General features: G+C 69.9%; 26 protein-coding genes. 14 read left to right on the forward strand and 12 right to left on the reverse strand.

From position 1 onward, the window contains the following. Nucleotides 1–79: 79 nt before the first annotated feature. The gene (locus ACZ7LT_RS03465) at nucleotides 80–859 is read right to left on the reverse strand and encodes a TSUP family transporter (RefSeq protein ID WP_471233586.1); all 780 of its coding nucleotides are present in this window, start codon (nucleotides 857–859) and stop codon (nucleotides 80–82) included. 198 nt (nucleotides 860–1,057) lie between these two features. On the opposite strand from ACZ7LT_RS03465, the gene ACZ7LT_RS03470 reads away from it, so the two are divergent. The 4 genes from ACZ7LT_RS03470 (at nucleotide 1,058) to ACZ7LT_RS03485 (ending at nucleotide 6,128) form a co-directional block, all read left to right on the forward strand. After that, nucleotides 1,058–2,242, forward strand: coding sequence for an NAD(P)/FAD-dependent oxidoreductase (locus ACZ7LT_RS03470; protein WP_471233589.1), 1,185 nt, complete (start codon nucleotides 1,058–1,060; stop codon nucleotides 2,240–2,242). A gap of 1 nt (nucleotide 2,243) precedes the next feature. After that, nucleotides 2,244–4,772 carry a nitrite reductase large subunit NirB gene (gene nirB, locus ACZ7LT_RS03475; RefSeq protein ID WP_471233592.1) on the forward strand — a complete coding sequence of 843 codons (2,529 nt, stop codon included), beginning with the start codon at nucleotides 2,244–2,246 and terminating at the stop codon, nucleotides 4,770–4,772. Beyond that, entirely contained in the window at nucleotides 4,769–5,128 is a 360-nt protein-coding gene (gene nirD / locus ACZ7LT_RS03480; protein WP_471233595.1) for a nitrite reductase small subunit NirD, read from the forward strand. Before nirB ends, nirD begins: the two co-directional genes overlap by 4 nt. 64 nt (nucleotides 5,129–5,192) lie before the next feature. Continuing rightward, a complete protein-coding gene (locus tag ACZ7LT_RS03485) occupies nucleotides 5,193–6,128 on the forward strand; it encodes an oxidoreductase (protein WP_471233598.1) in 936 nt (311 codons plus the stop codon). 19 nt (nucleotides 6,129–6,147) lie between these two features. Here the strand turns inward: ACZ7LT_RS03485 and ACZ7LT_RS03490 are convergent, their stop codons facing one another. Further along, the gene (locus ACZ7LT_RS03490; protein ID WP_471233601.1) at nucleotides 6,148–6,558 is read right to left on the reverse strand and encodes a VOC family protein; all 411 of its coding nucleotides are present in this window, start codon (nucleotides 6,556–6,558) and stop codon (nucleotides 6,148–6,150) included. 192 nt (nucleotides 6,559–6,750) lie between these two features. Between ACZ7LT_RS03490 and ACZ7LT_RS03495 the strand changes: the two genes are divergently transcribed. Both ACZ7LT_RS03495 and ACZ7LT_RS03500 read left to right on the forward strand, forming a co-directional pair. Then, complete coding sequence (locus tag ACZ7LT_RS03495; RefSeq protein ID WP_471233603.1) at nucleotides 6,751–7,320, forward strand: hypothetical protein; 570 nt, start codon at nucleotides 6,751–6,753, stop codon at nucleotides 7,318–7,320. 173 nt (nucleotides 7,321–7,493) lie between these two features. Then, nucleotides 7,494–8,651, forward strand: a complete 1,158-nt coding sequence (locus ACZ7LT_RS03500; RefSeq protein WP_471233606.1) for an alkaline phosphatase PhoX — start codon at nucleotides 7,494–7,496, stop codon at nucleotides 8,649–8,651. Here the strand turns inward: ACZ7LT_RS03500 and ACZ7LT_RS03505 are convergent. From ACZ7LT_RS03505 to dusB, 3 genes are all read right to left on the reverse strand, one after another. After that, a complete protein-coding gene (locus ACZ7LT_RS03505) occupies nucleotides 8,621–9,637 on the reverse strand; it encodes an ArsR/SmtB family transcription factor (protein WP_471233610.1) in 1,017 nt (338 codons plus the stop codon). The genes ACZ7LT_RS03500 and ACZ7LT_RS03505 overlap by 31 nt on opposite strands. A gap of 580 nt (nucleotides 9,638–10,217) precedes the next feature. Beyond that, entirely contained in the window at nucleotides 10,218–12,926 is a 2,709-nt protein-coding gene (gene ppdK / locus ACZ7LT_RS03510) for a pyruvate, phosphate dikinase (RefSeq protein ID WP_471233613.1), read from the reverse strand. A 430-nt stretch (nucleotides 12,927–13,356) separates the two neighbouring features. Then, nucleotides 13,357–14,493 carry a tRNA dihydrouridine synthase DusB gene (gene dusB, locus ACZ7LT_RS03515; RefSeq protein WP_471233615.1) on the reverse strand — a complete coding sequence of 379 codons (1,137 nt, stop codon included), beginning with the start codon at nucleotides 14,491–14,493 and terminating at the stop codon, nucleotides 13,357–13,359. Between the two features lie 225 nt (nucleotides 14,494–14,718). Between dusB and ACZ7LT_RS03520 the strand changes: the two genes are divergently transcribed. Beyond that, entirely contained in the window at nucleotides 14,719–15,243 is a 525-nt protein-coding gene (locus ACZ7LT_RS03520; RefSeq protein WP_471233619.1) for a Uma2 family endonuclease, read from the forward strand. 61 nt (nucleotides 15,244–15,304) lie between these two features. Here ACZ7LT_RS03520 and ACZ7LT_RS03525 read toward each other — a convergent pair whose 3' ends face one another. Together ACZ7LT_RS03525 and yidD are read right to left on the reverse strand one after the other, a co-directional pair. After that, entirely contained in the window at nucleotides 15,305–15,508 is a 204-nt protein-coding gene (locus ACZ7LT_RS03525) for a DUF6243 family protein (protein ID WP_471233622.1), read from the reverse strand. 149 nt (nucleotides 15,509–15,657) lie between these two features. Continuing rightward, complete coding sequence (gene yidD, locus ACZ7LT_RS03530) at nucleotides 15,658–16,122, reverse strand: membrane protein insertion efficiency factor YidD (protein WP_471233625.1); 465 nt, start codon at nucleotides 16,120–16,122, stop codon at nucleotides 15,658–15,660. A gap of 97 nt (nucleotides 16,123–16,219) precedes the next feature. Between yidD and ACZ7LT_RS03535 the strand changes: the two genes are divergently transcribed. Further along, nucleotides 16,220–17,239, forward strand: a complete 1,020-nt coding sequence (locus tag ACZ7LT_RS03535) for an aldo/keto reductase (RefSeq protein WP_471233628.1) — start codon at nucleotides 16,220–16,222, stop codon at nucleotides 17,237–17,239. An 18-nt stretch (nucleotides 17,240–17,257) separates the two neighbouring features. Then, the gene (locus ACZ7LT_RS03540; protein ID WP_471233631.1) at nucleotides 17,258–17,851 is read left to right on the forward strand and encodes a TetR/AcrR family transcriptional regulator; all 594 of its coding nucleotides are present in this window, start codon (nucleotides 17,258–17,260) and stop codon (nucleotides 17,849–17,851) included. A 78-nt stretch (nucleotides 17,852–17,929) separates the two neighbouring features. On the opposite strand, the gene ACZ7LT_RS03545 is transcribed toward ACZ7LT_RS03540, so the two are convergent. Then, entirely contained in the window at nucleotides 17,930–19,312 is a 1,383-nt protein-coding gene (locus ACZ7LT_RS03545) for a glycine--tRNA ligase (RefSeq protein ID WP_471233635.1), read from the reverse strand. A 141-nt stretch (nucleotides 19,313–19,453) separates the two neighbouring features. Between ACZ7LT_RS03545 and ACZ7LT_RS03550 the strand changes: the two genes are divergently transcribed. The 4 genes from ACZ7LT_RS03550 (at nucleotide 19,454) to ACZ7LT_RS03565 (ending at nucleotide 22,634) form a co-directional block, all read left to right on the forward strand. Further along, entirely contained in the window at nucleotides 19,454–20,431 is a 978-nt protein-coding gene (locus tag ACZ7LT_RS03550) for a metal ABC transporter substrate-binding protein (RefSeq protein WP_471233637.1), read from the forward strand. A 46-nt stretch (nucleotides 20,432–20,477) separates the two neighbouring features. Continuing rightward, a complete protein-coding gene (locus tag ACZ7LT_RS03555; RefSeq protein ID WP_471233641.1) occupies nucleotides 20,478–21,236 on the forward strand; it encodes a metal ABC transporter ATP-binding protein in 759 nt (252 codons plus the stop codon). A 2-nt stretch (nucleotides 21,237–21,238) separates the two neighbouring features. Further along, nucleotides 21,239–22,159, forward strand: coding sequence for a metal ABC transporter permease (locus ACZ7LT_RS03560; RefSeq protein WP_471233645.1), 921 nt, complete (start codon nucleotides 21,239–21,241; stop codon nucleotides 22,157–22,159). Between the two features lie 64 nt (nucleotides 22,160–22,223). After that, entirely contained in the window at nucleotides 22,224–22,634 is a 411-nt protein-coding gene (locus tag ACZ7LT_RS03565) for a Fur family transcriptional regulator (RefSeq protein WP_471233646.1), read from the forward strand. Between the two features lie 85 nt (nucleotides 22,635–22,719). On the opposite strand, the gene ACZ7LT_RS03570 is transcribed toward ACZ7LT_RS03565, so the two are convergent. Both ACZ7LT_RS03570 and recO read right to left on the reverse strand, forming a co-directional pair. Beyond that, nucleotides 22,720–23,556 (reverse strand): isoprenyl transferase, encoded by an 837-nt coding sequence (locus ACZ7LT_RS03570; protein WP_471233648.1) that lies wholly within the window; start codon nucleotides 23,554–23,556, stop codon nucleotides 22,720–22,722. A 14-nt stretch (nucleotides 23,557–23,570) separates the two neighbouring features. Then, nucleotides 23,571–24,320 (reverse strand): DNA repair protein RecO, encoded by a 750-nt coding sequence (recO, locus tag ACZ7LT_RS03575; RefSeq protein WP_471233651.1) that lies wholly within the window; start codon nucleotides 24,318–24,320, stop codon nucleotides 23,571–23,573. Nucleotides 24,321–24,479: 159 nt separating this feature from the next. Here recO and ACZ7LT_RS03580 point away from each other — a divergent pair, with 159 nt between their 5' ends. Continuing rightward, on the forward strand, nucleotides 24,480–24,785 hold the full coding sequence (locus ACZ7LT_RS03580; protein WP_471233652.1) for a DUF6247 family protein: 306 nt from the start codon (nucleotides 24,480–24,482) through the stop codon (nucleotides 24,783–24,785). Nucleotides 24,786–25,081: 296 nt separating this feature from the next. On the opposite strand, the gene ACZ7LT_RS03585 is transcribed toward ACZ7LT_RS03580, so the two are convergent. Together ACZ7LT_RS03585 and ACZ7LT_RS03590 are read right to left on the reverse strand one after the other, a co-directional pair. After that, entirely contained in the window at nucleotides 25,082–25,300 is a 219-nt protein-coding gene (locus ACZ7LT_RS03585; RefSeq protein WP_471233653.1) for a hypothetical protein, read from the reverse strand. Nucleotides 25,301–25,305: 5 nt separating this feature from the next. After that, a complete protein-coding gene (locus tag ACZ7LT_RS03590; protein ID WP_471234777.1) occupies nucleotides 25,306–25,530 on the reverse strand; it encodes a hypothetical protein in 225 nt (74 codons plus the stop codon). Nucleotides 25,531–25,532 lie beyond the last annotated feature (2 nt).

The following is a 25,532-nucleotide window of genomic DNA, read 5'->3' on the forward strand; positions in this document are numbered from 1 at the left end:
TGTCATCGGGCATTGGTCATCTGTCGTCTGTCATCAGGCATCTGTCATCGGGTATCGGTCATCTGTCAGCTGTCATCGGTCAGCTCCACTGGTCGAAGGCGAGCTTCGCGACCAGCGAGAAGACCACGAACAGCAGCACCCCGCGGACGAACTCGCTGCCCTTGCGCAGCGCCATCCGCGCGCCGACCGTCCCGCCGAGCAGGTTGAACGCCGCCATCACCACGGCCAGCTGCCACAGCACGGCCCCCTGGTAGGCGAACATCGCCAGCGCCCCGGCGTTGGTGCAGACATTCACGATCTTGGCGGTGGCGGAGGCGGTCACCAGGTCGAGGTGGAGGACGGCGGTGAGCGCGAGGACCAGGAACGTGCCCGTGCCGGGCCCGAAGAGGCCGTCGTAGAAGCCGATGCCACCGCCGACCAGGACGATCGCGGCGATCACCCGCGCCCGGGTCGCCGGACCCTTGTCCTCGGCACGGGTCCCGAAGGAGGGCCTCAGCAGCACGAACGCGGCCACTCCCAGCAGCACCACCATGATCACGGGGCGCAGGACGTCACTGCTGATCCCGGCGGCGAAGAACGCGCCGGCCATCGACCCGACGAGCGCGGCGAGCCCGATCCGTACGGCCGTGCCCACCTTCACCGGCACCTTGCGTACGTACGTCACGGCGGCGCCGGACGTGCCCACGATCGCGACCGCCTTGTTGGTGCCGAGGATGTGGGCGGCCGGGACGTTCGGCATGCCGAGCAGCAGGGCGGGGATCAGCAGCAGCCCGCCACCGCCCACCACCGCGTCGATCCAGCCCGCCACGAGCGCGGCGACACAGAGCAGGACAAGGGTGGTGAGTGATATGTCAGGCATGATCGCGAGCCTAGGACAGGAGATGGGTGTACTGCCCCGCGATCCCCTGAGTCTTGAGGCACGTCTGAGGTTCCGTACCCCGCGTGGCACCGAGTGCCGTCTCCCTCACACCCGAGGTGGACGGCGGCTGAGGTCAGCGTTCCGTACGGGAAACAGACGGGATGCCGTCGGGTAACACCGACCGCGCACGCTGCGGACATGAGTACACGGATCGTGGTGGTCGGCGGCGGGACGGCGGGCGCCCGGCTCGCCCAGCGGCTGCCGGTCACCCTCCTCGGCGAAGAGCCGCACGCCCCCTACAACAGGGTGCTGCTCGCCGACGTCCTCGCCGGACGGTACGCGCCCGAGGTGATCGCCCTGCCCGCCCCGGGAGAGCCGGTGCGGCGCGGGGTGCGGGCCGAGCGTATCGACCGTGAGGCCCGCCTGGTGCACTGCGCCGACGGCTCCACGGTCGGCTACGACCGGCTGGTCCTGGCCACCGGCTCCAACCCCGTGCTGCCGCCGCTGCGCGGACTGCGCGGCAGCCGGCTGCCCGAGGGCGTCCACCCCTTCCGCACCCTCGACGACTGCCTGACGCTGCGGAGCCTTGTCGGGCCCGGCGTCCGCGTGGTCGTCGTCGGCGGCGGACTGCTCGGGGTGTCGGCGGCGCGGGCGCTCGCGGCGCGCGGCGCGGAGGTCGTGCTGACCCAGCAGGGTGAGCGGCTGATGGAACGGCAGCTGGACGTACGGGCCTCGGCGCTGCTGCGCGCCCATGTCGAATCCCTCGGGGTCGAGGTGCACACCGAGTGCCGGGTGAGCGGTCTGCGGCAGCGTGACGACGCCGTGACCGCGGTCGAGCTCGCCGACGGTTTCGTCCTCGACGCCCAGGTCGTGGTCCTCGCCTGCGGGGTGCGGCCCCGGGTGGGTCTGGCGCGCGACGCCGGGCTCGACGTCCAGCGCGGCATCGTCGTCGACGACGAGCTGCGCACCTCCGACCCGTACATCCACGCCGTGGGCGACTGTGCCGAGCACCGCGGCCGGGTCTACGGTCTGGCCGGCCCCGCCCTGGAGCAGGCCGACGTGCTCGCCGGGATCCTGCTCGGCGGCACCGGCCGCTACGGCGGCACCCGGGCCCTGACCCGGCTCACCCTCGGCGGCCCCGAGGCCCTGGACCTGGCGGCGTTCGGCGAGGCCACGGCCCAGCCCGGCGACGACGTGGTCCAGCTGACGGACGCCACCCGCCGGGCCTACCGCAAGGTCGTCGTCCGCGGCGACCGGCTGGTCGGCGGTGTCCTGCTCGGCGATCTCGCCGCGGTCGGCGCGCTCGCCCGCGCCTGGGAGGGCGACGAGGCCCTGCCCGACGCTCCCCTGCTCCACCTGCTCACCCAAGACGGAGGCTCCTGAGATGTCGACCACGCCCGTGAACACCCCCACCATCGTCCTGGTCGGCCACGGCATGGTCGGCCAGCGGTTCCTGGAGGCCCTCGCGGACCAGGGCGTCACCGCGACCTCCCGGGTCGTGGTCCTCTGCGAGGAGCCGCGCCCCGCCTACGACCGGGTCAAGCTGACCTCGTACTTCGACGGGAAGACCCCGGACGACCTCTCCATGGTCGAGGACGGCTTCATGGAGCGGCACGGCATCGAGCTGTATGTCGACGACCCGGCCGTGAGCGTCGACCGGGCCGGCCGGCAGGTCACCTCCCGTTCGGGACGGACCTTCGGCTACGACACGCTGGTCCTGGCCACCGGCTCGTACCCGTTCGTGCCGCCCGTGCCCGGCAAGGACGCCCGCGGCTGCTTCGTCTACCGCACGATCGAGGACCTGCTCGCCATCGAGGAGTTCGCGAAGACGTCCCGCACCGGCGCGGTGGTCGGCGGCGGTCTGCTCGGCCTGGAGGCGGCCGGCGCCCTCAAGGGCCTGGGCCTGGAGACCCACATCGTGGAGTTCGCGCCGCGCCTGATGCCGGTGCAGGTCGACGACGGCGGCGGCGCGGCGCTGCTGCGCACCATCGAGGAGATGGGGCTCGTCGTCCACACCGGCACGGGCACCCAGGAGGTCGTCACGGCCGACGGGTCGGTCAGCGCGATGCGCCTGTCGGACGGCACCGAGCTGGCCACCGACATGGTGGTCTTCTCGGCGGGTGTCCGCCCCCGCGACCAGCTGGCCCGCGACTGCGGCCTCACGGTCGGCGAGCGCGGCGGCATCGCCGTGGACGAGCTGTGCCGTACGTCCGACCCGGCGGTGTACGCGATCGGCGAATGCGCGCTGGCGGCGGACGGCCGGGTGTACGGCCTGGTGGCGCCCGGCTACGAGATGGCGCAGACGGCGGCCGCCGCCATCGCGGAGCAGGAGGCGAAGGAGTTCACCGGCGCCGACCTGTCGACCAAGCTGAAGCTGCTCGGCGTGGACGTGGCCTCCTTCGGCGACGCGCACGGCGCCGCCGAGGGCAGCCTCGACGTCGTCTATTCGGACTCCCGCTCCGGCATCTACAAGAAGCTCGTCGTCGACGCGGAGGGCGTGCTGCTCGGCGGTGTCCTGGTCGGTGACGCCGATGCGTACGGCATGCTGCGCCCGCTCACCGGCACCGTCCCGCCCGTCTCGCCGGAGCAGCTGGTCCTGCCGGCCGGCGCGGGCGCGCCGGTCGCGCTCGGGCCCTCCGCCCTCCCCGACGACGCGGTGATCTGCTCCTGCCACAACGTCACCAAGCACGCGATCAGCCAGTGCACCTCCCTGCCGGAGGTGAAGAAGTGCACGAAGGCGGGGACGGGCTGCGGCAGCTGTGTGAAGCTCATCGGCCAGCTGCTGCCCGCGCCCGCCGACAGCGGCCTGTGCGCCTGCTTCTCGTACACCCGCAGTGAGCTGTACGAGATCATCCGGACCCTGCGGCTGACGTCGTTCGCCGAGCTGCTGGACTCGCACGGCCGGGAGGGCGCGCGCGGCGGGGATGGCTGCGAGATCTGCAAGCCGACGGTCGCCTCGATCCTGGCCAGCCTCCAGAGCGGCTACATCCTCGACGGCGAGCAGGCCGCCCTGCAGGACACCAACGACCATTTCCTCGCCAACATGCAGCGCAACGGCTCGTATTCGGTGGTGCCGCGGATCCCCGGCGGTGAGGTCACCCCGGAGAAGTTGATCGTGATCGGTGAGGTGGCCCGGGACTTCGGCCTCTACACCAAGATCACGGGCGGTCAGCGGATCGACCTGTTCGGCGCCCGCGTGGACCAGCTTCCGGCGATCTGGACCCGTCTGGTGGACGCCGGCTTCGAGTCGGGGCACGCGTACGGAAAGTCGCTGCGCACGGTCAAGTCCTGTGTGGGGCAGACCTGGTGCCGCTACGGCGTGCAGGACTCGGTGAAGATGGCGATCCATCTGGAGCTGCGCTACCGGGGCCTGCGCTCCCCGCACAAGCTGAAGTCGGCGGTCTCCGGCTGCGCCCGCGAGTGCGCCGAGGCCCAGTCGAAGGACTTCGGCGTGATCGCCACGGCGAGCGGCTGGAACCTGTATGTCGGCGGCAACGGCGGCGCGACCCCGCGCCACGCCGATCTGCTCGCCCAGGACCTCTCGGACGCCGAACTGGTCCGGCTGATCGACCGGTTCCTGATGTTCTACATCCGCACGGCCGACCGGCTGGAGCGCACGTCGGTGTGGCTGGAGCGGCTGGAGGGCGGCCTGGACCATCTGCGGGACGTCGTCGTCCATGACTCGCTCGGGCTCTGCGACGAGCTGGAGGCGATGATGGCCGCGCACGTCGAGGCCTACGAGGACGAGTGGGCGGCGACCCTGGACGACCCGGACCGGCTGCGCCGCTTCGTCTCCTTCGTGAACGCCCCGGACACCCCGGACCCGTCGGTCCGCTTCGTCCCGGAGCGCGACCAGATCAAGCCGGACCTCTCCTCCCTCACCCCCGCTCTCGAAGGGACGCTCGCCCGATGACGCCTCAGACGACACTTCAGTCGACGCTTCAGCTGGCCCACGCCGAGGACGCGTGGCTCACGGTCTGCGAGGAGTCCCGGCTGACGCCGGGGCGCGGTATGGCGGCGCTGCTGCCGGACGGCCGGCAGGCGGCGCTCTTCCTCGACCGCAAGGGACGCGCGTACGCGATCGACAACCGCGATCCGTTCACCGGCGCGCAGGTGCTGGCCCGGGGGCTGCTCGGTACGGCCGACGGCCGTCCGTTCGTGGCCTCGCCCCTGCTCAAGCAGCGCTTCGACCTGGAGACGGGCCGCTGCCTGGACGACGAGGAGGTCGCGGTGGCGGTGTACCCGGTGCGTACGGTCCAGGACGCCTGACGGTCGTGGCGGCATACGCTGTGCGGAGCTCTTCCTACTCTGCGGTAAGAACGAGGAGGTCCGCATGGCCACGACCGGCTGGAACGCGCACCACATCCCCGACCAGAGCGGACGGACCGCCGTCGTCACCGGAGCCAACAGCGGCATCGGGCTGGTCACGGCACGCGAACTGGCCCGGCGCGGCGCCACGGTGGTCCTCGCCTGCCGCAGCGAGGCGCGGGGCAGCGAGGCAGCCGGCCTGATCCGGCGCCAGATACCGGGGGCGAAGGTGCGGCTCGCCGCCCTGGACCTCGCCGACCTGGGCTCCGTACGCCGCTTCGCCGAGACGTTCCCGTACGAGCGGCTGGATCTGCTCATCAACAACGCGGGGGTGATGGCGCTGCCGTACGGCCGGACCGCCGACGGCTTCGAGACGCAGTTCGGCGTGAACCACCTGGGCCACTTCGCCCTCACCGGGCTGCTGGCACCCCGGCTCCTGGCGACCCCCGGGGCCCGGGTGATCACCGTCTCCAGCGGGCTGCACGCCCTCGCCAACCTCGACATGGGCGACCTCAACAGCGAGCGCCGCTACCGGCGCTGGATCGCCTACGGCCGGTCCAAAACGGCCAATCTGCTCTTCACCCACGAGCTGGCCCGCCGCCTTGGGGCCGCCGGCTCGGACGTCGTCGCCGCGGCCGCGCACCCGGGCTACGCGGCGACGAACCTGCAGTCCGCGGGCGTACGGATGGAAGGACGCCGCGGCGCCGAGCGGATCGTGGCCCTCGGCAACCGGATCATCGCCCAGCCCGCGGAGGCGGGCGCGCTGCCGACGCTGTACGCGGCAACCGCGCGCGGGGTCCGCCCGGACTCCTTCACGGGCCCGAAGTACCTGCTGTGGCGGGGCGCCCCGGCGCCGTCGTGGCGGGCGAAATGGACCCTGGACGACGTCGCCGGCGAACGGCTCTGGATCGCCTCCGAGCAGCTCACCGGCGTCACGTACGAGGGTCTCAAGGACCGCTGACCGGCCGGGTTCCGCCTGATCAGCCTTCGATGGCGGCCGGGTCCATCCAGACGAGCTCCCAGTGGTGGCCGTCGGGGTCGGTGAAGGAGCGGCCGTACATCGTGCCGTAGTCCAGCGGCTCCTTCGCCGGCGTGCCCCCGGCGTTCAGGGCGGCGTCGGCGAGCTCGTCGACCTTCGCCCGGCTCTCCGCGCTCAGCGCCACCATGACCTCGGTGGTCCGCGTCGCGTCGGCGATCTCCTTGCCGGGCTTGGTGAACTCCTTGAACTTGGCCTCGGTCAGCAGCATCGCGAAGATCGTGTCGCTGATGACCAGGCAGGCGGCGGTGTCGTCGCTGAACTGCGGGTTGAAGGAGTAGCCGAGCTTGCCCCAGAAGGCCTTCGAGGCCTCGAGGTCCTTCACCGGCAGGTTCACGAAGATCATCTGGGACATGGTGGCGGTCTCTTCCCTGTGTCGGTCTCGCACTGTGGCGGTCGGTGTTTCGTGCTTACGGGAAGGTAGACAGCGGCGCCGAGCGAAACTCATCGCTGCGGCGAAGATCCGCGAAGTTTTTCTGGAGTGCCGTCTCCGCCGGCGTCGGCTCCGCTGTTGCAGCGCCCCCGCTCCCGGCCTACCGTCGGCGCCATGAGCGCCTCCGGGAAGAAGATCGTCGAGAAGCTGTCGGACGACGCGCTGACCGCGGCCACCGGCCGGGGCTGGGCGGACTGGTTCGCCGAGCTGGACGCCTGGGGTGCCACGGACCGGGGCCACAGGGAGATCGCCCAGCATCTCGTGAACGCCCACGGTGTCAGCGGCTGGCACGCCCAGTCGATCACCGTCGGATACGAGCAGGAACGCGGGATGCGTGAGGTCGGCCAGTCCAGCCAGGGCGACTGGCAGGTCAGCGCGAGCAAGACGGTGAACGCGCCGCCGAACCGGGTCATCGACGCCTTCGTCCGCGAGGACCTGCGCCGCCGCTGGCTCCCCGACGGCGACCTGGGCGTACGCACCCACCGACCCGGCAAGTCGCTGACCGCCGACTGGGACGGCGGCACGAGCCGGATCTCGGTCTATCTGACCCCGATGGGCCACACGAAGACGCAGCTCGGCCTCGGTCACACCAAGCTCCCGGACGCGGACGCGGTCGCCGCGTACAAGACCTTCTGGCGCGAGCGCCTCACGGACCTGAAGACGCTGCTGGAATCCTCCGGCTGAGCTTCCCGGCCGAGCCGCCGGTCCGGCGCCCCGGGCACCCGACCCGCTCCAGACGCTTCCCCTTCACCGCTCGTTGCTGCACCGTCAACTCGGTACTCCTAGGTTCCGGAAGCGCGCGACCCCGCCGCGGCCGTGCGGCGGGGCGGTCATCACCACCCTTTCAGGAGTGAGACGTGGAGCGACGCAGTTTCCTGCGCGGAGCGGTCATCGGCACCTCTGCCGCCGCCTTCGGCGGCACGCTGATGCGGGGCGCGGCCTACGCCGCCCCGGCCCAGCCCGGCCCCGGCCCCTACGGGCCCCTCGGCGCGGCGAACGCCAACGGCATCCAGCTGCCGAGCGGGTTCACCAGCCGGATCATCGCCCGGTCCGGCCAGACGGTCAGCGGCACCTCGTACACCTGGCACAACGCGCCCGACGGCGGTGCCTGCTTCGCCGACGGCACCGGCTGGATCTATGTGTCGAACTCGGAGATCTCCAGCACCGGCGGCGCGAGCGCCATCAAGTTCAATTCCTCGGGCACCGTCACCTCGGCGTACCGCATCCTGTCCAACACCAACCGCAACTGCGCCGGTGGCGCGACCCCGTGGAACACCTGGCTCTCCTGCGAGGAGGTCGACACCGGGTACGTGTACGAGACCGACCCGTGGGGTGTGAACCCGGCGGTCCGCCGCGCCGCGATGGGCCGGTTCAACCACGAGGCCGCCGCCGCCGACCCGGTCCGCAGGGTGATCTACCTGACCGAGGACAAGTCCGACGGCTGCTTCTACCGCTTCGTCCCGTCCACCTGGGGCAACCTCTCCTCCGGCACCCTCCAGGTGCTGGTGGCCGGCACCGCCACCTCCGGCTCCTTCACCTGGCAGAACGTGCCCGACCCGGACGGCTCCCCCACCACGACCCGCACCCAGGTCTCCGGCGCCAAGAAGTTCAACGGCGGCGAGGGCTGCCACTACGCCGACGACAAGGTCTGGTTCACCACCAAGGGCGACAACCGCCTGTGGCAGCTGAACCTCACGAACAGCACCTATGAACTCGCCTACGACGACTCGCTCGTGGTCGGCACCGCCCCGCTCACCGGCGTGGACAACGTCACCGGCTCGTCCTCCGGCGACCTGTTCGTCGCCGAGGACGGCGGCAACATGGAGATCTGTGTCATCACGCCGGACGACGTGGTCGCGCCGTTCCTGCGGATCAACGGCCAGTCGAGCTCCGAGATCTGCGGCCCGGCCTTCTCGCCCGACGGCAGGCGGCTGTACTTCTCCAGCCAGCGCGGCACCACCGGCAGCTCCTCGGGCGGTATCACCTACGAGGTGACCGGACCGTTCCGGGCGTAACACAGGACCTGCTGGGCGCCCGCCCCGAGGAGGGCGGCGCCCAGCGGCGTCAGGGTGTGCAGCACCGAATTGCCGTGCCGCAGGGTCACCACCAGGCCGGCGTCGCGGAGCACGCCCGCGTGCTGGCTCGCCGAGGCCAGGGAGACCCCCGCCCGGCGGGCCAGTTCGCTTGTCGTGCTGCCGTCGCCGATGGCGTGCAGCACCGCCGAGCGGGTGTGGCCGACCAGCTTGCCCAGCGACGTACCGCCCGGCTCGCTGCACACCGGCGCGTCCGTGTGCGTGATCGGATAGACCAGGACCGGCTGGAGGTCCTGGTTGCGGTACATCACCGGCGTACCGCGGCAGAAGTACGACGGCTGGAGCAGCAGGCCCCGCCCGTCGAGCCGCACCTCGCGGTCGACGGGGTAGTCGGCCTCCAGGACGGGCGCCCGCCAGCGCAGCATCGGCGGGAGGGTGGCGAGGAGTTCGTCGGCGCCGCCGTCGAGGACGGCCCGGCCGCGCACGGCCCGGTCGGCCTCCACCCGCGCCTGGATGTAGGGCCACTGCGGTTCGATGGCGGCCCGGTGGTAGCTGCGCAGGGTGCCCACGAGGCGGCTGAGCTGCTCCTCGCAGCCCTCGGCGAGGGCGGCGAGCGGGGCGGGCAACACCCGGCCGCCGGAGCGGTCGCAGGCGAGCAGGGCCAGCTCGGTGTGGAGCCGGGCCGGCGGCGTCGCGCGGATCGCCTCAAGGCCCTCGTCGAGACCGAGGATGCCCTGCGGCGGGGTCAGAAAGTCCGGGAAATAGCCCCGGCTCGGCACGAGCGCACCGAGGAGTCGTGTTTCACCGTTCAACCTGGCACGTGTTTCGGAGCGCCATTCCCCGAAGACCATCGGACCGCGTCGGTCTCTCAATCGGTGAAAGCTGAGAATCGTTTCCCACAACACATCCGGCCGGGCGGCCATCCGCACCCCGGCAAGGTCGTCACCGGTGAAATGAATCCGCAGCATGAAACCCCCACTGTTGCACCCGCAATCACCCCCGTCGAAGAGTATGCACAGCATCACAGGACGTTACCAGGGTGTTTCAGCCACAGTTGAAACGCATCGCGGAGACCCGGGGCAAACCGAAAAGCTGTGCGTGTCGGGCAGGAAACCTTCAGGACCGAGGTGACGTTGCGAAGACCGTGGGGGGCTTTGCGCGTCCGGCGGCGGTCGGCGAAGGTTGCGGCTCACTTGCCCGACAGCGGTAATGGGCGCGGCCGCCGGGTGGGGATCCGGCGGCCGCGCCCCCACCATTATTTGCCAACCGAATGGCGGAAATTCGCCGCCGGGCTCCGGGTCAAGCCGGAGTCAATAGTCTGTCAAATTGTCCGGTGTTCAACAGGCCAGAATTCAACCGGCCGGGATTGAACAACCCGCACAGGACGACTGCACAAGAACTCACATTTCCTTACCGGGACGAATGCCAACGGGGCGGGACACCTCCGCACAAGGTGCCCCGCCCCGTCTCTTTCTCACCCCGCGTCCGCCGCCCGTCGGTGAGGGTCGCGATGACCGACGGCGGCCGCGGTGGCCTGTGGCCCTGAGGTCAGCGGCTGTCCGAACCGGTTGCCGTGGCGGCCGCCCGGCCCGCCTCCAGACGCGCCACCGGGATCCGGAACGGCGAGCAGGAGACGTAGTCCAGCCCCACCTCGTGGAAGAAGTGGACCGACTCCGGGTCGCCGCCGTGCTCACCGCAGACGCCCAGCTTCAGGTCGGGCCGGGTGGCCCGGCCGGCCTCCACCGCGCTGCGTACGAGCGAGCCGACGCCGTCCTTGTCGATGGTCTCGAACGGCGAGACACCGAAGATGCCCTTCTCCAGGTACGCGGTGAAGAACGAGGCCTCCACGTCGTCCCGGGAGAAGCCCCACACCGTCTGGGTGAGGTCGTTGGTGCCGAAGGAGAAGAACTGCGCGGCCTCGGCGATCTGACCGGCCGTGAGCGCGGCCCGCGGCAGCTCGATCATCGTGCCGATGGTCAGCTTGAGGTCGAATCCGGTGGCGGCCTCGACCTCGGCGATGACCTGGTCGGCCTCGTCGCGGACGATCTCCAGCTCCTGGACGGTGCCCACGAGCGGGATCATGATCTCGGCGCGCGGGTCGCCCTTGGCGTTCATGCGCTCGGCCGCAGCCTCGGCGATCGCCCGGACCTGCATGGCGAACAGGCCGGGGATGACCAGACCGAGCCGCACACCGCGCAGACCCAGCATCGGGTTCTGCTCGTGCAGCCGGTGCACGGCCTGGAGCAACCGCAGGTCGTTCTCGTTGTGGTCCTTGCGGGACTCGGCGAGCGCGACGCGCACCGACAGCTCGGTGATGTCGGGCAGGAACTCGTGCAGCGGCGGGTCGAGCAGCCGGACCGTGACGGGCAGCCCGTCCATCGCCTCGAAGAGCTCGACGAAGTCCTTCTTCTGCAGCGGCAGCAGCTGCTCCAGGGCGGCCGAGCGCTCCTCGTCGGTGTCGGCGAGGATCAGCCGCTCGACCATCTCGCGGCGCTCACCGAGGAACATGTGCTCGGTGCGGCACAGGCCGATGCCCTGGGCACCGAAGCGGCGGGCGCGCAGCGCGTCCTCGGCGTTGTCGGCGTTGGCCCGTACGCGCAGCCGGCGTACCCGGTCCGCGTAGGCCATGATCCGGTGGACGGCCTGGACCAGCTCGTCGGCGTCGTCGGCGCCGGCGTGCATCCGGCCCTCGAAGTACTCGACGACCGGCGACGGCACGACGGGCACCTCACCGAGGTACACCTTGCCGGTGGAGCCGTCGATGGAGACGACGTCGCCCTCCTCGATGACCGTGCCGTTGACGGTCATCCGGCGGCGCTTGGTGTCGACCTCGAGCTCCTCGGCCCCGCAGACACAGGTCTTGCCCATGCCGCGGGCGACGACGGCGGCGTGCGAGGTCTTGCCGCCGCGCGAGGTCAGGATGCCCTCGGCGGCGATCATGCCGTCGAGGTCGTCGGGGTTGGTCTCGCGGCGGATCAGGATGACCTTCTCGCCCGAACGCGACCACTTGACGGCGGTGTACGAGTCGAAGACGGCCTTGCCGACGGCGGCACCCGGCGAGGCGGCGATGCCCCGGCCGAGCAGCTCGGTCTTCGCGTTCTCGTCGAAGCGCGGGAACATCAGCTGCGCGAGCTGGGCGCCGTTGACCCGCTGGAGGGCCTCGGCCTCGTCGATCAGGCCCTGGTCCACGAGCTGGGTGGCGATCCGGAAGGCGGCACCGGCGGTGCGCTTGCCGACCCGGGTCTGGAGCATCCAGAGCTGGCCGCGCTCGATGGTGAACTCGATGTCGCAGAGATCCTTGTAGTGGGTCTCCAGCGTCTCCATGATCGTCATGAGCTGGTCGTACGACTTCTTGTCGATCGACTCGAGGTCGGCCAGCGGCACGGTGTTGCGGATACCGGCGACGACGTCCTCGCCCTGCGCGTTCTGCAGGTAGTCGCCGTAGACGCCCTGGTGGCCGGAGGCGGGGTCGCGGGTGAAGGCGACACCGGTGCCGGAGTCGGGGCCGAGGTTGCCGAAGACCATGGAGCACACGTTGACCGCGGTGCCGAGGTCGCCGGGGATGCGCTCCTGGCGGCGGTAGAGCTTGGCGCGGTCGGTGTTCCAGGAGTCGAACACGGCCTTGATGGCGAGGTCCATCTGCTCACGCGGGTCCTGCGGGAAGTCCCGGCCGGCCTCGCGGGCGACGATCTTCTTGAAGTGCTTGACGATCTTCTTGAGGTCGCCGGCCTCCAGGTCGGTGTCGACCGTGACGCCCTTGGCCTGCTTGGCCTCCTCCAGGGCGTCCTCGAAGAGCTCGCCGTCGACGCCGAGGACCGTCTTGCCGAACATCTGGATGAGGCGACGGTACGAGTCCCACGCGAAACGCTCGTCGCCGGCCTGGGTGGCGAGTCCGGTGACCGACTCGTCGGAGAGGCCGATGTTGAGGACGGTGTCCATCATGCCCGGCATGGAGAACTTGGCACCGGAGCGGACCGAGACGAGGAGCGGGTTGTCGGCCTGGCCGAGCTTCTTGCCCATCTGCTGCTCGAGGGCGTCCAGATGGGCGCTGACCTCGTCGCGCAGTGCGGCGGGCTCGGAGCCGCTCTCCAGGTAGACCTTGCAGGCCTCGGTGGTGATGGTGAAGCCGGGGGGAACCGGCAGACCGAGGTTGGTCATCTCGGCGAGGTTCGCGCCCTTGCCACCGAGCAGGTCCTTCAGGTCCTTGTTGCCCTCGGTGAAGTCGTACACGAACTTCTGATCTTTGTTTTCCGACACGGGTCTCGACTCCTCGAGGACTCGGTGGCTGCCCTGACGGCGAGGAACATACCCAGATCGAAGGCGCCTGGGTATGTACGCCTACCCGTCATACGGCCTTAACCACCCGTCCGCCAGCAGATCGAAAGTGACTAGGGGGTAGGGAACGGGTGGTCAACTCCTTCATCCCTCGAAGTCCGCTTGACTCAAACCAGAGACTGGGCGCTCGGATGAGCGGATGATCGAGCACTTGCGTTCAAGTCTTGAACGCAGAAAGGGTGGCACTCCGTGCCACCCTTTGAGAAATGCAACCGCGTCCAGAACGCTCATCTGAGCGCCTCCCCTATCAGGGGTGGCGAGAATCACGCTCTTCCGAAGCCGAAAATCCAGCATCCGGACCCCGCCGAGGACCGGTCCTGAGCCCCTGGACTGGCCTTCGGACTCGCCCGGATCAGCCGCCAGAGGTGTCCAGTTCCGCGTCCGCGCTCACCTGAGCACAGTCGTACGGGTCCTTCAGCCAGCCATCCGGCAGGACAACCCGGTTGTTCCCGGACGTACGCCCCCGCGGACCGTCGGCGCCCACCGGCCACGGCTGGTCCAGATCCAGCTCGTCCAGCAGGCCGCGCAGCTCGTCCAGCGACGAGGTGACCGCGAGCCGCTTACGCATCTCCGAACCGACCGAGAAGCCCTTCAGGTACCAGGCCACGTGCTTACGGAAGTCGATGACGCCCCGCGCCTCGTCGCCGATCCACTCACCGAGCAGCTGGGCGTGGCGGACCATCACCTCCGCGACCTCCCGCAGCCCCGGCTGCGCGTACTCCCCCGTGCCCTCGAACCCCGCCACCAGGTCCCCGAACAGCCACGGCCGCCCCAGGCACCCGCGCCCCACGACCACACCGTCGCAGCCGGTCTCCCGCATCATCCGCAGCGCGTCGTCCGCGGACCAGATGTCGCCGTTGCCGAGGACGGGGATCTCCGGCACATGCTCCCTGAGCCGCGCGATCGCGTCCCAGTCCGCCGTACCGCCGTAGTGCTGCGCCGCAGTCCGGCCGTGCAGGGCGATGGCGGTGACGCCCTCCTCGACGGCGATCCGTCCGGCGTCGAGGTAGGTGATGTGGTCGTCGTCGATGCCCTTGCGCATCTTCATGGTGACCGGCAGATCCCCGGCCCCGGTGACCGCCTCCCGCAGGATCGCCCGCAGCAGATGCCGCTTGTACGGCAGCGCGGACCCGCCGCCCTTGCGGGTCACCTTCGGCACGGGGCAGCCGAAGTTCAGGTCGATGTGATCGGCGAGATCCTCCTCGACGATCATCCGCACGGCCTTGCCGACGGTGACCGGGTCGACGCCGTACAGCTGGATCGACCGAGGCTTCTCCGTCTCGTCGAAGTGGATCAGCTGCATGGTCTTCTCGTTGCGCTCGACCAACGCCCGCGTCGTGATCATCTCGCTGACGAACAGCCCCTTGCCGCCGCTGAACTCACGGCAGAGGGTGCGGAAGGGAGCGTTGGTGATACCGGCCATCGGCGCGAGCACGACCGGCGGCTGCACGACGTGCGGCCCGATGGCGAGAGGAGAGAACGCGGTCATCCACTCATTGTCGCGCACAACAGAGATCGTTAGTTCCGCGCACTATCGAGCGGGGGCGGTTGTCAGTGGGGGTCGCTACGCTGCGTGCGCGCGTGATGACGCGTGGCCTTCTGGCCCGTGAACCGAGGAGGGAGCGGCATGACGCCGACGCCTGGGCGACCGCAGAGAGTAGATGTTCCGGCCGGCTCGGCGCGCTTCGAGGCACTGTGCCGGACTCTGTTGACCATGGAGGTGCCCGACGGCTACCGGGCGGAAATCGTCGGGGGGAACATCGTCATGTCGCCGTGGCCGAGTGGCTTCTACCGGCCCGTCATGCGTTCCGTGGTCAGCCAGCTGGAGCGCCATCGGCCGGCAGATCACACCATGTCCGTCGCCCCGTTCCTCTTCACGTTCCCGCAGGAGGAACGGGCGTACGGCCCGGACGTCTACGCCGCGGCAGCATCCGCCTTCCGCACCGAAGCCCACTACATCGACGGGGAGGCGCTCTCCTTCGTCTGTGAGCTGACCTCGACGTCCACCCGGGACGCGGACTGGGGCGACAAGGCGCCCGTCTACGGCCGGGCGGGAGTGCCCGTGTACCTCCTGATCGACATGCAGAGGGAGGACACGACCGTCTTCTGGGACCCGTCCGAGATGGGCTACGCATCGCGACTCACGCCGCCCTTCGGCGCCAAGCTGCACATTCCGGCGCCGTTCGACTGCAAGCTCGACACGGCCGCGTTCGAGCCGCCTCCCGCGCAGGACGACTGAGCAGACGAAACAGATGTGGCCCCGGGGGCATATCCCCGGGGCCACATCGTCGTCTCAGGTGTCAGTCCTCGGCGCCCTGGGCGTCGGCCGTCGGCTGCGGCTCGGACTGGGCGCGTTCGCGCATCTTGCGGAGGAGTTCCTGCTTCTGGTCGGCGGCCGCCTTGCGGTCGGCGTTGCGCGACGGGTCATTGGCCTGCTGGTCCGCGCGGGACAGCTTGCGGCGCTGGCCGCCTACGCCCAGCAGGTTGTTACGGCTCTTGGCCATGGGGTTCTCCCATTCGGGGTGAGATGTGATCCGGGAATCGTCGGTGGGGGGCGGGACGCTCGGCCCGCCGCACTCTCACTCGTAGATCTGGAAGAACGCATACATGCCGGTGACGCTACACCGGAAAACGTGCCCGAGGCACCCGGTTTTTACGGGCGCGGTGGAACCGGGTCACGGTAGCCGCGGCGCCGGGCCGCGGCGGGGCGGCAGCGCAGCAGCCGGGCCAGGATCAGGCCGCCGCCTCGGAGCGCGCCGTGCCGGTGGAGCGCCTTCACGGCGTAGGTGGAGCAGGTCGGGGTGTACGGGCAGCATGCGGGGCGGGTCGGGCTGATCGCGACGCGGTAGCGGCGTACGGACCGGTACATCGCGGAGGCCAGCCGGCCGGAGGGGCGCGGCGCGGCGGGATCGTCTCCCGCGACGAGCGGGGCCGACGACCGGAGCAGGGGGAGCAGCAGGGCCGACTGCGCCCATACACCGCCGCAGCAGCAGGGGTGCATCGTCAGGTCGCACGCGTTCTCGCAGAAACCTTCCTTCTGCTCGGGTGGCCCGTCCGGGCGGCTCTTGTGCCTGTTGTGCCTGTTGTTCCCGCCGCTGTTCCCGCCGCTCTTCGCCACCGTGCACTCCCCCTTCGGATCGAGTGGATCATACGGCGTGACAGATGACAGCTGACAGATATTGAAATCTGTCAGCTGTCATGCCACTCTCGAAGACATGAACACTCACGCCATCCGCCCCCGCCCCCTCGGCGCCACCGGCCCCGCCGTCTTCCCCCTCGGCCTCGGCTGCATGGGCATGTCCGCTCTCTACGGGGCCAGCGATCGCACCGAGTCGATCGCCACCCTCCACGCGGCTCTCGACGCGGGCGTCACGCTCCTCGACACCGGCGACTTCTACGGCATGGGCCACAACGAGCTGCTGATCAACGAAGCTCTGCGCACCGCCCCCGCCGCGCTCCGCGCCCAGGCGCTGACCAGCGTGAAGTTCGGCGCGTTGCGCACGGTCGAGGGCGGGTTCACCGGCTACGACGGCCGGCCGGAAGCGGTCAAGAACTTCGCCGCGTACTCCCTCCAGCGCCTCGGCACCGACCACATCGACGTCTACCGGATCGCCCGCGTGGACCCGGATGTACCGATCGAGGAGACGGTCGGGGCCATCGCCGAGCTGGTCGAGGCCGGGCACGTCCGGCACATCGGTCTTTCGGAGGTGGGCGCGGCGACCCTGCGCCGGGCGGCCGCGGTGGCGCCGATCGCGGATCTTCAGATCGAGTACTCGCTGATCTCCCGCGGCATCGAGGACGAGATCCTGCCGGCCGCCCGTGAGCTCGGCATCGGCGTCACGGCGTACGGGGTCCTGTCCCGGGGTCTCATCAGCGGCCACTTCACCCGCGACCGGGAGCTGGCACCGGGTGACTTCCGGGGCATGAGCCCGCGGTTCCAGGGCGACAACCTCCACCACAATCTGAATCTGGTCGAGCAGCTGCGCGAGATCGCCGAGGCGAAGGGCGCCTCGGTGGCGCAGATCGCGATCGCCTGGGTGCTGTCCCGGGGCGAGGACATCGTGCCGCTGGTGGGCGCACGGCGGCGGGACCGGCTGGCGGAGGCGCTCGGTGCGCTGGACGTCTCGCTCGACGCGGCTGACCTGGTCGCCATCGAGGCCGCGGTGCCGGTGGGTGCGGCCGCCGGGGAACGTTATCCACAGGCTCAGATGGCTCACCTCGACAGTGAGCGGTGAGCCGGTACGGTCTATCGCATGTCGCCGTCGCCAGAGATCTTGACCCCCGAGCGCATCCTCGAAGCCACTGAGGACGTGTTGCGCCGCTATGGCCCGTCCAAGGCGACCGTCGTCGATGTGGCGCGGGCGCTGGGCGTCAGCCATGGCAGCGTGTACCGGCACTTCCGTACGAAGGCGGCGCTGCGCGAGGCGGTCACGGCGCGTTGGCTGGGCAGGACCGAGGAGTTGCTCGGGGAGCTCAGTGAGGAGCCGGCCAAGTCCGCCGAGGAGAAGCTGCGGCAGTGGCTGGCGGTGCTCTTCGAGGCGAAGCGGCACAAGGCGGGGGACGATCCCGAGCTGTTCGCGACGTACGGGGTGCTGATCCAGGAGGCGAGCGGGGTGGTGGACGAGCATCTGCTCGTCCTGATCGGCCAGCTCGCCGCGATCGTCGGGGAGGGTGTGCGGTCGGGTCAGTTCGCGCCGCAGGATCCGTTGGTGGCTGCGCGGGCGGTGTTCGACGCGACGGCCCGTTTCCATGATCCGGTGTATGCGCCGCAGTGGGAGCGGCCGGAGATCGACGACGAGTTCCGGGCGGTGTGTGAGCTGTTGCTGCGCGGTCTGCGCGCCCGCTGAGAAAAGGCCGAGGCCCCTGGTTCCCGCTGTGCGGGGGCCAGGGGCCTCGGTCGTGTCCGTCGCCCGGGGCGCTCGGGGTCAGCAGCCGAGGAGGCGGCCGCCGAGGTAGGACTGGATCTGGTCGAGGGAGACGCGCTCCTGCTTCATCGTGTCGCGCTCGCGCACGGTCACGGCGTCGTCGTCGAGGGTGTCGAAGTCGACGGTGACGCAGAAGGGGGTGCCGATCTCGTCCTGGCGGCGGTAGCGGCGGCCGATGGCGCCGGCGTCGTCGAACTCGATGTTCCAGTGCTTGCGCAGGTCCGCGGCGAGGCCCTTGGCCTTCGGGGAGAGCTGCGGGTTGCGGGACAGCGGCAGGACGGCGACCTTGACGGGGGCGAGGCGGGGGTCGAGGCGCATGACGGTGCGCTTCTCCATGACGCCCTTGGCGTTGGGGGCCTCGTCCTCGGTGTACGCGTCGAGCATGAAGGCGAGCATGGCGCGGTTGACGCCGGCCGCGGGCTCGATGACGTACGGGGTGTAGCGCTCGCCGGCCTCCTGGTCGTAGTACGCCAGGTCCTGGCCGGAGGCCTCGGAGTGGGCCTTGAGGTCGAAGTCGGTGCGGTTGGCCACGCCCTCGAGCTCGGAGAACTCATTGCCGCCGAAGTTGAAGCGGTACTCGATGTCGGCGGTGCGCTTGGAGTAGTGGGAGAGCTTCTCCTTGGGGTGCTCGTACCAGCGGATGTTCTCCTCGCGGATGCCGAGGTCGCGGTACCAGCTCCAGCGCTGCTCCATCCAGTACTCGTGCCACTGCTCGTCCTCGCCGGGCTTGACGAAGAACTCCATCTCCATCTGCTCGAACTCGCGGGTGCGGAAGATGAAGTTGCCGGGCGTGATCTCGTTACGGAAGGACTTGCCCATCTGGGCGATGCCGAAGGGCGGCTTCTTCCGGGAGGTCTGCTGGACCTGGGCGAAGTTGGTGAAGATGCCCTGGGCGGTCTCGGGGCGCAGGAAGGCCTTGGAGCCGGTGTCCTGGGTGGGGCCGAGGTGGGTCTCGAGCATGCCGGAGAACTGCTTGGGCTCGGTGAACTGGCCCTTGACGCCGCAGTTGGGGCAGTTGATGTCGGCGAGGCCGTTCGCCGGGAGGCGGCTGTGCTTGGCCTCGTACGCCTCTTCGAGGTGGTCGGCGCGGTGGCGCTTGTGGCAGGCGGTGCACTCGGTCAGCGGGTCGGAGAAGGTGGCGACGTGGCCGGAGGCGACCCAGACCTCGGGAGCGAGGATCACGGAGGAGTCGATACCGACGACGTCCTCGCGCGAGGTGACCATCGCGCGCCACCACTGGCGCTTGATGTTCTCCTTGAGTTCGACACCCAGCGGTCCGTAGTCCCAGGCGGCGCGCTGGCCACCGTAGATCTCGCTGCACGGGTAGACGAAGCCACGGCGCTTGCTCAGGCTGACGATGGTGTCGATCTTGTCGGCGGCCACGGTGCTCTCTTCATTACGACGACGAAGTGCGAATGCTTCAGATTACCGGCGGCCGCACCCCCCGGATCAAATCGATGGGTGACGGAGGGCACTAAGACGCTTTGTTGACAATCGTTTCCAGGTTTGTTGAAAATGACTGTCATGAACGTACGCCGTCTGATACCCACCACCGCCGTCGCCGGGGCCGTCGCGCTCGGGCTGTTCTCCCTGTCCGCCTGCTCCGGTTCGTCGGGGTCCGCCGACAAGAAGAGCGACGGCAAGCTGGACGTCGTGGCGTCGTTCTATCCCATGCAGTACCTCGCCGAGCAGATCGGTGGCGAGCACGTCTCCGTCCGTACGCTCACCGAGCCGGGCGTCGAGCCGCACGACCTGGATCTGAAGCCGAAGGAGCGGGGCAGCCTCGAAGAGGCGGACTTCATCCTCTACCTCAAGGGTGTCCAGCCCGCCGTCGACGAGGCGGTCAAGGACGCCGGGGTGAAGAACACCGTGGACGCGGCGACCCTCACCAAGCTGGAGAACCACGGCGCCGAGGACGGCCACGACCACGGGGCGCACGCCGAAGAGGGCCACGCGGAAGAAGGCCACAAGGAAGAGGCCGGCGGCGACCCGCACATCTGGCTGGACCCGGTGAAGTACGCCGAGGTCGCCAAGGGCGTGGGCGCGGCGCTGGAGAAGGCGGACCCGGACCACGCGGCCGCGTACCGGAAGAACACCACCGCGCTCGTCAAGAAGCTCAGCACGCTCAACGTCTCCTTCGACCAGGAGCTGAAGAAGACGGAGACCCGGACCTTCATCACCACCCACGCCGCCTTCGGCTACCTCGCCGAGCGCTACGGCCTGGACCAGGAGGGCATCGCCGGTCTGGACCCGGAGTCCGAGCCGAGCCCCAAGCGGATCCAGGAGCTCCAGGCGGTGGCGAAGAAGGAGAAGGTCACGACCGTCTTCTTCGAGACGCTCGCCAGTGACAAGACCGCGAAGACCCTCGCGAAGGACACCGGTCTGAAGACGGACGTCCTGGACCCGCTGGAGGGAATCACGGACAGGTCCAAGGGCGATGACTACATCGAGGTCATGCAGTCCAACCTCGCCGCGCTGCAGAAGGCTCTCGGCGCGAAGTGACACAGAAGTGACGCAGGCAGGCAGGAACGCAGTGGAGGCGCCCACCATGGACCCCGTCATATCCGTCCGCGGTGCCACCGCGGCGCTCGGCTCGCGCCCCGTCCTGCGCGGGATCGACCTCACCGTGAACCACGGTGAGGTCGTCGCGTTGCTCGGCGCCAACGGCTCGGGCAAGTCGACCGCCGTACGGTCGGTGATCGGGCAGGTCCCGCTCACCGGCGGCAGCGTCTCCCTCTTCGGCACCGAGTTGCGGCGTTTCCGGGACTGGGCGCGGGTGGGGTACGTACCCCAGCGGACGACGGCCGCCAGCGGGGTTCCGGCGACCGTACGTGAGGTGGTGACCTCCGGGCGGCTGTCGCGCAAGCGGATCGGGTGGTTGTCGCGGGCGGACCGGGCGGCTGTCGAGCGCTCGATCGAGCTGGTCGGTCTGGCCGACCGGGCCAAGGACTCGGTGGCCGCGCTCTCGGGCGGGCAGCATCAGCGGGTGCTGATCGCGCGTGCGCTGGCGGCCGACCCCGAGCTGCTGATCATGGACGAGCCGATGGCCGGGGTGGACCTGGCCAGCCAGGAGATCCTCGCCTCGACGCTGCGGGAGCAGGTCGCGGGTGGGGTGTCGGTGCTGCTGGTGCTGCATGAGCTGGGGCCGCTGGAGCCGCTGATCGACCGGGCGGTCGTGCTGCGGGACGGGTGTGTGGTGCATGACGGGCCGCCTCCGAAGGCCGTCGGCCAGCACGCGCTGCCCGGGCACGACCACGTACATCCGCACGCGGCCGATGAGCCGCTTCGCACGGGACTGCTGACCTGATCATGGATTTCCTGGAACCTGCCTTCATGCAGCGGGCGCTGATCGCGGCCGTGCTCGTCGGGATCACGGCGCCCGCCGTCGGCATTTTTCTCGTGCAGCGCCGGCAGGCGCTGATGGGCGACGGCATCGGCCATGTCGCGATGACCGGTGTCGGGCTCGGCTTCCTGATGTCGACGAACCCGGTATGGATGGCGACGCTCGTCTCGGTCGTGGGCGCGGTCGCCATGGAGCTGATCCGGGCGTACGGGCGTACGCGCGGTGACATCGCGCTCGCGCTGCTCTTCTACGGCGGTATGGCGGGCGGTGTGCTGCTGATGAACATGGCGGGCGGCTCGAACGCCAATCTTCTGTCGTATCTCTTCGGGTCGCTGTCGACGGTCTCCGAGGAGGATGTGACGGCGATCGTGCTGCTGGCGGCGTTCGTGGTGGCCGTGACGGTGGGGCTGCGGCGTCAGCTGTTCGCAGTGAGTCAGGACGAGGAGTTCGCGCGGGTCACGGGGCTTCCGGTGCGGGCGCTGAATCTGCTGATCGCGGTGACGGCGGCGGTGACGGTGACGGTGGCGATGCGGGTGGTCGGTCTGCTGCTGGTGAGTGCGCTGATGGTGGTGCCGGTGGCGGCGGCGCAGCAGCTGACCCGGTCGTTCCGGGTGACGTTCGTGCTGGCGGTGGTGATCGGTACGGGTGTGACATTGTCCGGGACGATCATCACGTACTACCAGGATGTGCCGCCGGGCGCGACGATCGTGCTGCTCGCGATCGGTGTGTTCGTGGTGCTGACGGCGCTTGCGGCGCCGCTGGCCAGGCGCCGCGCCCGGGTGGCGGCGGTGGCCGGTGGGGGTTCCGGGGGGCCTGGTGAGGGCGGGGACGGCTGTGATGTGGCGGTTCCCGGCACGCGCCGTTCGGGCGACGACGTGACGCTCTGATCAGGCCGGGGTCGCGGCCTGGCAGAATGGCGGCCAAAGGCATCCATCTGGTGAGGAGGCACCTGTGGCGACGGCAGGACCCCCCGTACGCGGCCGGTCTACCCGGCAGCGGGCCGCCGTGTCGGCGGCGCTGAACGAGGTGGACGAGTTCCGCAGCGCGCAGGAGCTGCACGACATGCTCAAGCACCGCGGTGACTCGGTCGGCCTGACCACGGTCTATCGCACGCTGCAGTCGCTCGCGGACGCGGGCGAGGTCGATGTGCTGCGCACCAGCGACGGCGAGGCGGTCTACCGCCGCTGTTCGACGGGCGACCACCACCACCATCTGGTGTGCCGTATGTGCGGCAAGGCGGTCGAGGTCGAGGGCCCGGCGGTGGAGCAGTGGGCGGAGACGATCGCGGCTCAGCACGGTTTCGTGAATGTGGCGCACACGGTGGAGATCTTCGGCACGTGCGCGGAGTGCGCGGCGAAGTGATCCGTCCGTGATGACATGACGAAGGGCCCGTACCGGTCGAACGGTACGGGCCCTTCGCGTCACTCGGCGCCGGAGCGGCCGGTGGTCACTTGGCGAGGTCGCTTTCCATCTTCAGGAGTTCCTCGTTGGGGACCGCGCCGCCGAAGCGGCGGTCGCGCTGGGCGTATTCGAGGCAGGCGCGCCACAGGTCGCGGCGGTCGAAGTCGGGCCACAGGACGTCCTGGAAGACCATCTCGGCGTAGGCGCTCTGCCAGATCAGGTAGTTGGACGTGCGCTGCTCACCGCTGGGCCGCAGGAACATGTCGACGTCCGGCATGTCCGGGTAGTACAGATACTTCTGGATCGTCTTCTCGCCGACCTTCGACGGGTCGAGCTTGCCCGCCTTCACGTCCTCGGCGATGGCCTGCATCGCGTCCGCGAGCTCCGCGCGGCCGCCGTAGTTCATGCAGAAGTAGAGGGTGAGCCGGTCGTTGTCCTTGGTCTGCTCCTGGGCGATCTGGAGCTCCTTGGCCACCGACTTCCACAGCTTGGGCATCCGCCCCGCCCAGCGCACACGGATGCCGAGCTCGTCGAGCTGGTCGCGGGTCTTGCGGATGAAGTCGCGGTTGAAGTTCATGAGGAAGCGCACCTCGTCCGGCGAGCGCTTCCAGTTCTCGGTGGAGAAGGCGTACAGGGAGATGCTGCCGACGCCCATCTCGACCGCGCCCTGGAGGACGTCGAGCACGCGCTCGGCGCCGACCTTGTGCCCCTCGGTGCGCGGCAGGCCGCGGTCCTTGGCCCAGCGGCCGTTGCCGTCCATGACGATCGCCACGTGTTTCGGCACGAGCTCGCCCGGGATCTTCGGGGGGAGCGCGCCCGAGGGGTGCGGCTCGGGGACCTTGTACTCACGGCGGGACCGCCCGAGGATTCCACGTCGTGCCATGGGGTCACACTCTCCTAGCTCTTCTCTACGTACCGCAGCGAGCGCAGGCCGCGCTCCAGGTGCCAGTGCAGATAGGCGGACACCAGTCCGCTCCCCTCCCTGACGTGACGTGGCTCGCACGCGTCCGCCGTGTCCCAGTCGCCGCTGAGCAGCGCGCTGAGCAGGCCGATGGCCTCCGCAGAGGGTACGACGCTGCCGGGGACGCGGCAGTCGGCGCATACGACCCCGCCCTGTCCGACCGAGAAGAACCGGTTGGGTCCGTGGATGCCGCAGCGGGCGCAGTCCTCGAAGCTGGGCGCGTAGCCGTTGACGGCGAGGGAGCGCAGGAGGAAGGCGTCGAGGACGAGGTTCGGGGCGTGTTCGCCGCGGGCGAGGGTGCGCAGGGCGCCGACGAGCAGGAGGTACTGCTGGACGGAGGGCTCGCCTTCGTTCTCGGTGAAGCGTTCCGCGGTCTCCAGCATGGCGGTGCCGGCGGTGTAGCGGGCGTAGTCGGTGACGATTGCGCCGCCGTACGCCGCGATGGTCTCGCTCTGGGTGCACAGGGGCAGGCCGCGTCCGACGAGGTCGCTGCCGCGGGCGAAGAACTGCACGTCGACGTGGGAGAAGGGTTCGAGTCGTGCGCCGAACTTCGACTTCGTGCGGCGGACCCCGCGCGCCACGGCCCGTACGCGGCCGTGACCGCGGGTGAGGAGCGTGATGATGCGGTCCGCCTCGCCCAGCTTCTGGGTGCGCAGCACGATGCCGTCGTCGCGGAACAGACTCATGGGGTCATTGTCCCGTACGGCCGGGGGGCGGCGGTCCCCCGGGCGGGGTTTGCCCGGCCCGGGGGGCCGCCGACCGGTACGGTACGAGAATCCGTCCCATCCGCACCGGAGGCCTCTGCGAGTGCGCAGCCGGACGGCCCGTACGGGCCGCTGATCCCGATGCCCGAGCTCACCCCGGATGCCTTGCGGGCGGCGGTGGTCAGGATCGCGCCGAGCCGTGTCCCGGCGCTCACCCAGCATCTGTTCGAGGCGACGACCAACGCGCAGCAGACGCAGAGCCTGGCACCGCTGCGGGCCTTCGTGCATTCGTGGGCGGTGTTCGTGGCGATCGAGCGGCATCCACAGCGGGCGGCGCGTCTGCGGGAGCTGGAGCGGCTCGTGGACGAAGGCAGGGACGACCCGGCGGAGGCGATCGCCGAGATCCTGCGTATCCGGAAGGCCGCGGAATCCGAGGCCGGCCTGTGACCGAGTGGTCCTGGGACTACAACCCGACGGAGGAGTACATCACGGCGGGCCTGCCTCCCGGCGTCGTGGCCGAGGTGGAACGGCTTGCCACCGAGCTCGCCGCTCTGGGCACCGAGACGGCACGCGTGCGTCCACGTATGCAACGTCACCTGGTACGGCTGACCGCCCGGCGGTCAGCCCACGGCCAGTGCGTGCGGTCGCCGCGTGCGGTCCGTGGGGCGTGCCGTCCGTGCTCTTCGGACGGCACGCACACATCCTTCGACCTCAAGGGGACTTGAGGTCAACCCCCTTTTCGATCAAGGAACCTCGCCCCGGCTCCGTGCGTTCGCATACGCCGTCGCCGCGCTCAGCCGCTCGGCCGCCGTCGCCATCCGTACGCCCTCGGGCTCGCAGTCCCATTCCCGACCGCCTCCGAACGGTCTCAGCTGTACGTACGGCCCCACATGTCCCATCACACGCCCCACGCGTCCGGTGCGGATCTCGACGACGTACGACCCGACGGGCAGTACGGCCATCACGGTCACTCCTCCCCCGGTAGTGCAGCGGCCAGCCGGCGGGCGGTCTCGACCGTGCAGCGTCCCAATTCGACGAGCGGCCGGGGTGTTTCGTACGCAGAGGAGACGGGATCGAGCCCCAGGGAGGGAAGCGTGACACCGGCCTTCTCGAGGGCCGAACGCAATTCCGCCACCGCCTCTCGCGCGTCCTCGACGCTCCCGGCCGGAGCGTCCTTCGATGCTTTCTTCATCG

Source organism: Streptomyces sp. NPDC039465 (genome assembly GCF_055639315.1).